Source organism: Streptomyces sp. NPDC018026, assembly GCF_044327745.1.
Lineage (GTDB): Bacteria > Actinomycetota > Actinomycetes > Streptomycetales > Streptomycetaceae > Streptomyces > Streptomyces rubrogriseus.
Map to the genome: position 1 here is coordinate 295820 of NZ_JBIRFY010000001.1, position 9467 is coordinate 305286.

Genomic DNA, 9467 nt, shown 5'->3' on the forward strand with positions numbered 1-9467 from the left:
TACCGGACGGATTCAGGCGGCCATGGCCAGGCGCCCGGCGGGCACCCGGCACGGGGCGACCACTCGGCCGTCGGGGAGCAGCTCGCCGGTGTCGTCGAAGACGACCGTGCCGTCGCACAGCAGGTTCCACCCCTGCTCCGGGTGGGCGGCGACGACGTGCGCGGTGACGACGCGCGCCTCGGGGGAGTCGGAAGCGGGGCAGGAAGGCCGGTGGACACACATGGCGCACCTCCACGTCGGGAGACCGTCCCGTCCTCGGGACCGTCGCGTGTACAGACGGTGCGCCCGCCGGGAAGTCGTCGCCAAGACCCGGGCGGCAAGCGTGACAACACCCGGACAAGCCGGCGACCGTTCCACGACGGCCGGCGCGGACTCGCCACCGAAGGGGTGACGGTCACTGCCGCCGGCCCCTCCGCCCGGTACCAGTGGAACCCCTCATTCCGACCGATCGGGAGGTCCCCCGTGCCCGTACGCCCCGCCGCCCTCGCCGCAGCCGCCGGCGCAGCTGTGCTCCTGCTCGCCGCCCCCGCCGCCACGGCCGCACCCCACGACGCCCGCCTCGTCGCGGAGTCGGTGACCGTCGACCCGGCCGGCCGCATCGCCGCCGACGGCAGCGTCACCCTCTCCGGCACCTACCGCTGCACCGGCGGCAGCGGCCCGGTCTACGTCAGCTCCACCGTGAGCCAGAGCGACCCGTCCGCCCGCTTCGGCGTCGGCGGCACCCGCGCGGTCTGCGACGGCCTGGAGCACCGCTGGGTCAACACCGGCACGCCCGACACGGTCGTCCTGGAGCCCGGCGCGGCCCACGTCGAGGCCACCCTGATGGAGCTGCGCCCCATGGGTATCGTGCCGCTGCCGAGCTTCCACGCCCGGCAGGCACAGGACGTGATCCTGACGGCGGGCTGACCCGCGCGGTGCCCTCCCGTATCCGTCCGGGCGCGATCCGCAACGCATTCCGCATTTCCTTTTCTTCACATTCTCCGAAAGGAGATGGAAGACCGTCGCAACCGCCTTGTTCCACTCCGGTCAGGTTCGTTTTCCGGGCCTCGTGCCGGGCCGCGGCGAACGCACGGCATTCTGCCGCTGCTGCGGAAGGGACACCGGATCGGCGGCCGCCCTGCCCGACGGATCGTCACCCGGAGTGACCGCGGCGCGCTGCCGGTGACGCGGCACCGCCCGCCGGGGCGGACGGGTGAGCGTGATCTGGCGGATGACCTGCTGGAAGCAGACCAGCGAGGCCAGTCCGGGCAGCGCGGCCGCCGCGCCGTCGCTGATCGTCCTGGGCGCCTCCGCGATGCAGAGCAGCATCGCGATGGCCGAGAACAGCAGGACGACGGCCCAGGAGTGCACCGCGCGGCGCTGGTGCAGCGCGGCCCGCAGCACCGCCAACGAGGCCACCAGCCAGGGCCCGTAGACCAGCAGCGGCCACCAGGACACGACGCTGCCGCGGGTGCGGGTCACGGCGGCCAGTCGCAGCGGTTCGTAGGCCACCATGCCGCCGAACAGGCTCACCGAGGCGGCGATGACCGCGGCGAGCGCGGCGACGAACAGGCTCGCGGCGCGCAGCCGGCTCACCTTTCTCCCTCTGCGGACCCTGCGGTGACTCGTCGGGGACTCCCTCAACGGGGGCAGCTCCGCCGTGATCTCCTGCAGATTGCTCAGCGGTGTGCCCGGGGCGGGTGCGAGTGCCGAGGTGTCCGTCGCGGAGGGTGCTCCGGGCTGCTGCTCCATCGCGTCCTGGAGCAGGAACGCGAGTTCCTCGGCCGGGTCCCAACCGGGTTCGGGCGGGACCAGGGTCTCCTGGGAGGCCGCCTCGGGCGCGCGGTGCCGACCGCTGCCCGTGGCGCGGAACGGTCCCTCGCCGTACGGCATGCGGGGGTGGGTGTGATCTCCGTAGTGTTCTTCGTACACGAGGTGCCGGTCACTCCGCCCGGGTGTACGTCAAGGAGCCCTGCGTCCGGCCCCACCGCTCGGCGAGGCCGGTCTCCAACTCGGTCATGACGTCCAGGAACCGCTGCAGCACGGGCTCGGTCACCCGGAGCGGGACGGGGTACCCGCCTCTGGTCAGAGTTCCGTCGATCGGTGACGGACAGTGATTTCTGCCGGGCCTGTAGGTGTACGGGCCAAGCGCCGTGAATTCCCCGCGTTCCTCGGTCATATCCGAAGTAACGTCTGCCTACTCCGTCGGATGCGCGGCAGTCGGGTGAACGATTTCTGCGATACTTACCCAATCTCGAATTCACACCGGTTCGGTTGCCGTCCTGTACGAAAAGCGTCAGAGATCGCGCGAACGGGGGAGAAGCGCGGCCCGACGGTGCGTCCGGGCCCGGTACGAGGCCTGGCGGCGCGTGACCTAGGGTGGCCCTGACCACGGACAGCGCAGGAGCGGCGATGAAGCGAGCGGCACCCGGGCGGGCGCCCGCCCACGTCCGCGGTGTGCTGGCCCTGCTCGTGGCAGTGGTGGGGCTGCTGTGCGTCTTCACGCACGCGGAAAGCGGAGCGCGGGGCATGCCCGCGCCCACCGCGGAGCGGGTACAGACCTCAGCCGCAGCCGCAGCAGCTGCCGCCGTGGCCGAACCTTCCGACGGCGCCGCGGCACCGTGCGGCAAGAAGGCGATCGGCGACTCCAGTGTCCAGCGGGCCGAGAACCCGCCGCCGTCCGCCGCCTTCCCGCGCGCGACGTCCCCGCACACCGATCCCGCGCCCCTCGTGCCACAGCACTTCGGCGTCTTCGCCGGCGGCCCTGATCCGCCCTCGCCGACCCTCCACTCCGTTCTGCGGATGTAGACCGGCCCGTTCGGCCGTGTCCCCACATCCTCTGAAACGGAGTTCTTCGGCATGTCCTCTTCCCCGCGCTCCTGGCGGCGGGCGGGTACGGCACTGCGTGGTTGGCGGTCCCGGCAGTGGACCGTGGCGGGCGCGGGTGCGCTGGCCACGGCGGTCCTGGTCGGCGCGCCCACCGACGTGGTGCCCAATCCGCTCTTCGGCCGGTCGGTCCCCGTGCAGTGGTGGAACTACCCGGCCCTGGCCGTCACGGCCGCACTGGCCGGCATCGTCCTGACCACCTACGTGCGCCGGCCGTCGTCCTCACCGGAGCCGCACGCCGCCGACGGCGGCCGACTCGGGGCGATCGGCGGGGTGCTCTCCTTCTTCGCCGTCGGCTGCCCGGTCTGCAACAAGCTGGTCCTCGTGCTCCTCGGAGCCTCCGGCGCACTGAGCTACTGGGCTCCGCTGCAGCCGCTGCTGGCCCTGCTGTCGGTGGGCCTGCTGACGGAAGCCGCGCTGCGCCGCCTGTCCTTCGAGACCGCGTGCCCGGTCACGCCCTCCGCCTGACCCGAGGCCGGTTCCGCACCCCTCCTCTTCCTCTTCCCTTCCCTCCTCACCTGTCTGAGGTACCCCATGACCGGATCCACCCCGTCCCCGTCCCCTTCCCCGTCTTCCCCTTCCCCTTCCTCGTCCCGCCGCAGCCGCAGCCGCAGCCGCAGCCGGACCGCCGCCGCCGTGGCAGTGCTCGCGGCCGCCGCGGTGACCGCGGCCTTCGCCCTCACGCTCGACGGCTCGGACCACCGCGAGGAGAAGGCCGGCGAACCCGCGGCCGTCACCGGCTCCGCCGCCCCCGCGCCCGCCGACGAGGCCTTGCTCGCCCTCGCCCGCCGCGACGCGTCCGATCCCTTGGCGATCGGGCGCGCCGACGCTCCGGTCGTGCTGATCGAGTACTCCGACTTCCAGTGCCCGTTCTGCGGACGGTTCGCCCGCGAGACCAAGCCCGAACTGCTGCGCTCGTACGTGGACAAGGGCACCCTGCGCATCGAGTGGCGCAACTTCCCCATCTTCGGCGAGGAGTCCGAACAGGCGGCACTGGCCGGCTGGGCGGCCGGGCGGCAGAAGAAGTTCTGGGAGTTCCACGACGTCGCCTACGGCAAGCCGCGCGAGCGCAACACTGGCGCCTTCGACGCCGAGAACCTCGTCGCCATGGCCCGCGAGGCGGGAATCGCCGACATCGAGCGCTTCCAGGCCGACATGGCCTCCGACGAGGCCCGCGGCGCGGTGCGCGAGGACCAGGAGGAGGGCTACACCCTGGGCGTGACCAGCACCCCGGCGTTCCTGGTCAACGGCAGGCCGATCCTGGGCGCCCAGCCCACGGACACCTTCGAGGAAGCCGTCGAGACCGCGGCGAGGGCGGCGAAGGCGGCGAAGGGGGCCGGACGATGAGCGAGGCCGGCCTGGCGATGGCCTTCCTCGGCGGCCTGCTGGCCCTGCTCAGCCCGTGCAGCGCACTGCTGCTGCCGGCCTTCTTCGCCTACTCCTTCACCAGCCGCACCCGGCTGATGGCACGCACCGGCCTGTTCTACGTCGGACTGTGCACGACGCTGGTACCGCTCGGCGTGGCCGGTTCCTTCGCCAGCCGCCTCTTCTACGGGCACCGGGACGCCCTGGTGACGGCGGGCGGGTGGACGGTCATCGCCCTGGGCGTGGCCCAGATCGCCGGGCTGGGCTTCGGCTCCCGCCGGATGGCGCGGGCCGCGGGCGGACACCGTTCGGGCTCGGCCCTGTCGGTGTTCGCCCTGGGCGCGGTGTACGGGCTGGCGGGATTCTGCGCTGGCCCGATCCTCGGCTCCATCCTGACCGTGGCGGCCGTGGACGGCGACCCGCTGCACGGCGGGGTGCTGCTCGCCGTCTACGCGCTCGGCATGGCGGTCCCGATGTTCGTACTGGCCCTGCTCTGGGACCGGTTCGACCTGGGCCGCAGGCGCTGGCTGCGGGGCCGGACCTTCCGGGCGGGCCCGTTGACGCTGCACAGCACCACCCTCCTCGGCGGCCTGTTCTTCATCGCGCTCGGGGTGGCGTTCCTGGCCTTCGACGGCACCTCCGCACTGCCGTCGGTGCTGGACACCGACACCGAGTTCGCCCTGGAGGAACGACTGTCCGACATCGGCGCGGCGGTGTCCGACCGGGTCGTCCTCCTGGTCCTGGCCGGAGTGGCGGCGCTGACCGCCCTGCTGGCGCTGCTCCGGCCGGGCGGGAGGCAGGAGGACACGTCGACGGTTGCCCCTGCGCGGCAGGGCCGCGCAGGCGAACCCGAAGGGTGACCGCCTTGTTTCATTGAGTGAGACGCCTGTCTTCGCAGGGTGACAAGTCGCGACCGCCGGGTGACCGGCTCTGTGAGGGCGCGCACAGGGCTCACGTCACACGGGGTCGGGGTTAGTAGACGCCGGACGGCCGCTCGCCCGCGTGGTGGGCGGCGTCCGCGCGCCTCACGCGGCCCATCTGCGAAGCGGCGTAGTAGGTCACACACTTGCCGCGGCGCCGGAGCGTTCCGCAATGTGTTCGGCGTACCGGGGAGCCGAGCGCCGGGACCGGACGGGAAGAGGCCGTCCGTGATCCAGACACCGGCCCTGATGACGCGAAGCCGCGTCCAACGCGGACACCGCGTCGCCGACCCCCCGTCGGCCTCCCCATCACGTTCCCGAATGGAGAGGTACACCCGTGCACGCCATCATGCGCCGCCCCGTCTTCCGCAAGTCCGCCGTGGCCTCCCTCGCCGCCGCGGGCGCCGCCGCCGTCACCCTCACCCTCGCCCCGAGCCCGGCACACGCCGCCGAGCCGGCCAAGGCCTCCACCGCGCAGACCCAGGCCCAGACCGACAAGATCAAGGCCATCGTCAAGGCCGGCGAGAAGAAGTACGGCGACGACCTCGAAGGCTGGATCCGCACCGCCCTGGACGTCATGGACGCCAAGAACATCCCGGGCACCTACGACGGCCTGCACCGCAACATCATGCGCGAGTCCTCCGGCAACCCGAAGGCGCAGAACAACTGGGACGTCAACGCCCAGAACGGCATCCCCTCGAAGGGCCTGCTCCAGACGATCCAGCCCACCTTCGACGCCTACCACGTCAAGGGCACCAAGGACTCCATCACCGACCCGGTCGCCAACATCGTCGCCGCCTGCAACTACGCGGCCGACAAGTACGGCTCCATGGACAACGTCGACTCCGCCTACTGACCGGCGGACCCACCGACCGCCTGAGCCCCCGGGACAACCGGTCCCGCGCGGAGGCCGGCGGGGCCCAGGCAGCACGGCGGGGCCGGAAGGACGACACGTCCCTCCGGCCCCGCCTGCGTCGCACCCGAGCCCGGAAAGGTCACAGAGCGCTGCCCGGTCGTCCGTTCCTCACGCAGGAGTGTCAGCCGATGGCGATACGGGGATGGGCGGACGGTTCGATCCAGTTCATGAAACGGTCCATGGTCGCCCGGGGGACGGAGACGCAACCCGCTGTGGCGCCGCTGCCGTTGACGTGAAGGAAGATGCCGGCGCCGCGGCCGGGGGTGGCGGGCCACCGGTTGAAGTTGATGACGAGCGCCTTGGCGTACTGGGTGGGGTAGCCGATGAGGTGTTCGCTGCCGCGGTCGCCGGATTCGGTCAGCGGGAAGTCCGCGCCCTGTGCGCCGTGCATGGAGTTGTAGAACTCCGACTCGGGGTCCTCCACCCACCAGTCGTCGTCCGTGACGACGTGGTACGGCATGCTCGTGCCGCTCGCCTCCACGCCGAATCCCTCGGTGATCGTGTACGTCCCGGTGGGGGTGGTCCAGGTGCCCTGCCGCCGCGTCGCCCCGTTCGTGACGCCGTTGGACCCGACCCGCCCGGACTCGGTGGAGAACTGCGCCTTCCAGCCGGCGGATCCCTTGGCCCACGCGGTGACCGTGGCGTAGGAGCCACGGGCCTTGACCGTGATCAACTGCGTGGCGTTGCCGACCTCGACGGGGACGGGGAAGTCCGGGGCGGCCACGCCCGGTGCCGGGTCCGGCTGAGTACCGGTACCGGTACCGGTACCGGTACCGGTACCTGTGCCGGATCCGGATCCGGATCGCGTTCCTTCCGCCGTGTCGCCGTCGCCCGCTTCACCGGCCTTCGAGGCGGCCGCCCCGGTGGTCGGCGAGGCACTGCCGCTCGCTGTGGCCGATGCCGACGCCGACGCCGACGCCGACGCCGAGGGGGAGGCGGACGCGGATTCGGACGCACTGGGGGAGGCCGTGGCCGTCGCGCCCGGTCCGGTCGAGCCCGGCCCCGCGTCCGCTGCCACCTGCTCCGCCGCCGTGTCGCCTTCGTCCGTACCGCAGCCGGTGGTGAGCAGCAGTGCACCGCACGTGGCGACGGCGAGGGCGAGTCTGTGGGGGCGTATGGGCAGGGTGGCGTGTTCGGGCAGCACGAAGGGGTTCCTTCTTCGAGTACGAGTAGGAGTACGGGACACGGATCCGGGTTCGGGGATGCGGCTGGGGCACTCCTGGACCGGTGCGGGCCGGCCTATGGGGTGGTGAAGCGCGAGGCGCCGGCAGCCGTGCGGATGGCGGGGAGGGCGTCGTACAGGGCCTGCCCGGGACACAACGTGGCGTATCCGTCGCGGTGGCCGGAGATGGTGTGCACAGTGGCCTTCTCGCCGGTCTCGTACACGCCGGTGTCGCCGGCGGCGGTGAGGGTGACCTCGGCCTCGGGGTCGACGCCGTCGAGGTTCAGCTTCCAGGCGGCGAGGTCGGCGATGGCCTGCTTCGCGGCGGTGCTGGGAGTGCCGCCGTTCTCGTAGTCGCCGAGGAGCGAGACACCGGCCGAGTAGCCGTTGAAGCCGTAGGTGTGGGCGCCGCGGACCGCCTTGTCGACGCCGCCCGCCCGGCCCTCGAAGACCGTGCCGCACTTGTCGACGAAGAAGTTGTAGCCGATGTCGTTCCACCCGTTGGTCTTCACGTGGTACGTGAGGATGGCCCGGATGATGGCCGGCGAGTCGGCGCAGTCGTAGGCGTTCGTGCCCGCCGTGTGGTGGACGAAGACCGCGTCGATCTTGTCCAGGTAGGAGGGCGGGTCGGCGACGAGCGACTCGTCGGCGCCCCATTCGGCGCGGCTGACGACCGCCGGGGCGGCGGGGGCGGCCGGCGACGTGGACCCGGTCGGCTCCGGCTGGGCGCTCGGCTCCGTGGTGGGCTCGGCGGTCGGGGCCGCGGTGGGCTCCGACGTCGGCTCCTCGCTCGGCGCGGAGGTGGCGGGATCTTCCGTCGGCTCCCGCGTCGGTCCCTGCGTCGGATCGACTGAGGGCGCCGGTGTCGTCGGCTGTTCGTTCGGGCTGCTGGGCGCGGAGGTCGTCGGCTCCTCGCTCGCGGTCGGGACGCCGGGCTCGGCCGTCGGCTCCTGGACCGGCTCCCCGGAGGGGGCGGGGGCGTCGGATGCGGCCGGCTGTTCGGTGGTCGGGGCGTCCGTGGGTTCCCGGGTCGGCTCGGCGGACTGCTCGGGGGCGGTGGTCGGCTCGGCGTCCCCGCCGGAGGGCGTGGCACTGACGGTGGCGGAGGCGCTCTCCCCGGTGCCGGTACCCGTGTCGGTGCCGGGCTCGGTGGAGGGCTCGCCCTTGCCGTTCCCCTTGCCGTTGCCGCCCTTGTTGCTGCTCCCGCCCCGACCCTTGCCGCCCTTCTCGTCACCCGGGTCGATCATGTCGAGCCGCAGCGCGTCCGGCACGGCCGTCTCCTTGCCGTCGGCCACCACCCGGGCCTCGACCCCGTCCGAAGGCCCCACCCACAGCGGTTCCGAGGCACCGCGGACGCGCGAGGCGTCGCCCTCCTCCGTCTCCGGCGCCCGGATGCCGAAGTCGAGGTCGCGCCAGTCGGTCCACGTGCCGCTCTCCGCGCCGCGGGTGCGGATCTGCGCGGTGCCCTCGAAGTCGTCGGCGTCGTCCTCCCAGGAGACGCCGACGAGGGAGAACAACTGCGTGTCCGTGCGCGGAAGTTCGCGCTTCTTCGGGTTCTTGCCGTCCAGTGCCAGCGTGTGCGCCTGCGCGGGACGGGAGGCGTCGGCGGCGCCGGTGTCCCCGGAGCCTCCGGTCACGGACACCGCCGTCACGCCGGTACCCGCCAGGACGACTATCCCGGCCGCCAGCCAGATCGTGCGCTTCGGCACCCTCGAACGCCGTGCGCGGATTCCCCTCGGGCTCATGCCCACCCCTCGTGAAGTGTGTACGTGGTGATCAATTGCCGTCGGCGGGCAGCGAACCCGTGCAGGTGGCACGCCCGAACTCACCCATGGCTGTCGCCCGTTGGACGTGCTTGCCGCGGATCGCGAGGGTGCAGGCGGCCTGGCCGCCCTTCTCGCCGAGCACGACGGCGACGGTGGGGGTCTCGCCGAGCGGTACCTGGACGGTGTGCTTCCAGGGCAGCTCGGCGTCCCGTACGACGGTGGCCCGTCCGTCCTCGTCCTGGCCGAGGTAGGAGATCTCGGCCGTGCCGTCGCCGGTGACTTCGTAGGTCACGGCGGCGGTCGGCGTCGCGGCCGGCTGCGGCTCGTCCTCGGTGTCGAGCAGCCCGTAGCCGACGAGCCCGGCGCAGGCGAGCAGCAGGACGGCAGCGATCAGGACGCCGGCCCGGCCGCCACCACTCACGGTGCTCTCCGTGCTCTCCGCTGGTTGCTTGACTGACATGTACGGGGCTCGG

The 9467-nt window shown here is 72.5% G+C and carries 11 protein-coding genes; 6 read left to right on the top strand and 5 right to left on the bottom strand.

Annotated features, from left to right (window positions below; genetic code table 11):
• Positions 1-12 precede the first annotated feature (12 nt).
• Positions 13-222 (bottom strand): DUF5999 family protein, encoded by a 210-nt coding sequence (locus ACH4D3_RS01215; protein WP_385358845.1) that lies wholly within the window; start codon positions 220-222, stop codon positions 13-15.
• A gap of 240 nt (positions 223-462) precedes the next feature.
• Between ACH4D3_RS01215 and ACH4D3_RS01220 the strand changes: the two genes are divergently transcribed.
• On the top strand, positions 463-906 hold the full coding sequence (locus ACH4D3_RS01220; protein WP_398315063.1) for a DUF6299 family protein: 444 nt from the start codon (positions 463-465) through the stop codon (positions 904-906).
• A gap of 120 nt (positions 907-1026) precedes the next feature.
• On the opposite strand, the gene ACH4D3_RS01225 is transcribed toward ACH4D3_RS01220, so the two are convergent.
• Positions 1027-1872 (bottom strand): DUF2637 domain-containing protein, encoded by an 846-nt coding sequence (locus tag ACH4D3_RS01225; RefSeq protein WP_398316602.1) that lies wholly within the window; start codon positions 1870-1872, stop codon positions 1027-1029.
• A gap of 519 nt (positions 1873-2391) precedes the next feature.
• On the opposite strand from ACH4D3_RS01225, the gene ACH4D3_RS01230 reads away from it, so the two are divergent.
• From ACH4D3_RS01230 to ACH4D3_RS01250, 5 genes are all read left to right on the top strand, one after another.
• Positions 2392-2787, top strand: a complete 396-nt coding sequence (locus ACH4D3_RS01230) for a hypothetical protein (RefSeq protein WP_398315065.1) — start codon at positions 2392-2394, stop codon at positions 2785-2787.
• Between the two features lie 51 nt (positions 2788-2838).
• Positions 2839-3333, top strand: a complete 495-nt coding sequence (locus ACH4D3_RS01235; RefSeq protein ID WP_398315067.1) for a hypothetical protein — start codon at positions 2839-2841, stop codon at positions 3331-3333.
• A 66-nt stretch (positions 3334-3399) separates the two neighbouring features.
• Positions 3400-4212, top strand: a complete 813-nt coding sequence (locus tag ACH4D3_RS01240) for a DsbA family protein (RefSeq protein WP_398315069.1) — start codon at positions 3400-3402, stop codon at positions 4210-4212.
• Positions 4209-5090 (top strand): cytochrome c biogenesis CcdA family protein, encoded by an 882-nt coding sequence (locus tag ACH4D3_RS01245; RefSeq protein ID WP_398315071.1) that lies wholly within the window; start codon positions 4209-4211, stop codon positions 5088-5090. The genes ACH4D3_RS01240 and ACH4D3_RS01245 overlap by 4 nt, the downstream gene beginning before the upstream one ends.
• Positions 5091-5487: 397 nt before the next feature.
• Positions 5488-6006: a transglycosylase SLT domain-containing protein gene (locus ACH4D3_RS01250; protein ID WP_398315073.1), complete on the top strand. Its 519-nt coding sequence runs from the start codon at positions 5488-5490 to the stop codon at positions 6004-6006.
• A gap of 181 nt (positions 6007-6187) precedes the next feature.
• On the opposite strand, the gene ACH4D3_RS01255 is transcribed toward ACH4D3_RS01250, so the two are convergent.
• The 3 genes from ACH4D3_RS01255 to ACH4D3_RS01265 all read right to left on the bottom strand — a co-directional run bounded on the left by ACH4D3_RS01255 (position 6188) and on the right by ACH4D3_RS01265 (position 9415).
• Positions 6188-7210, bottom strand: a complete 1023-nt coding sequence (locus tag ACH4D3_RS01255) for a L,D-transpeptidase family protein (RefSeq protein ID WP_398315075.1) — start codon at positions 7208-7210, stop codon at positions 6188-6190.
• A gap of 95 nt (positions 7211-7305) precedes the next feature.
• Positions 7306-8973, bottom strand: coding sequence for an N-acetylmuramoyl-L-alanine amidase (locus ACH4D3_RS01260; RefSeq protein WP_398315077.1), 1668 nt, complete (start codon positions 8971-8973; stop codon positions 7306-7308).
• A 31-nt stretch (positions 8974-9004) separates the two neighbouring features.
• A complete protein-coding gene (locus tag ACH4D3_RS01265) occupies positions 9005-9415 on the bottom strand; it encodes an MmpS family transport accessory protein (protein WP_398315079.1) in 411 nt (136 codons plus the stop codon).
• Positions 9416-9467 lie beyond the last annotated feature (52 nt).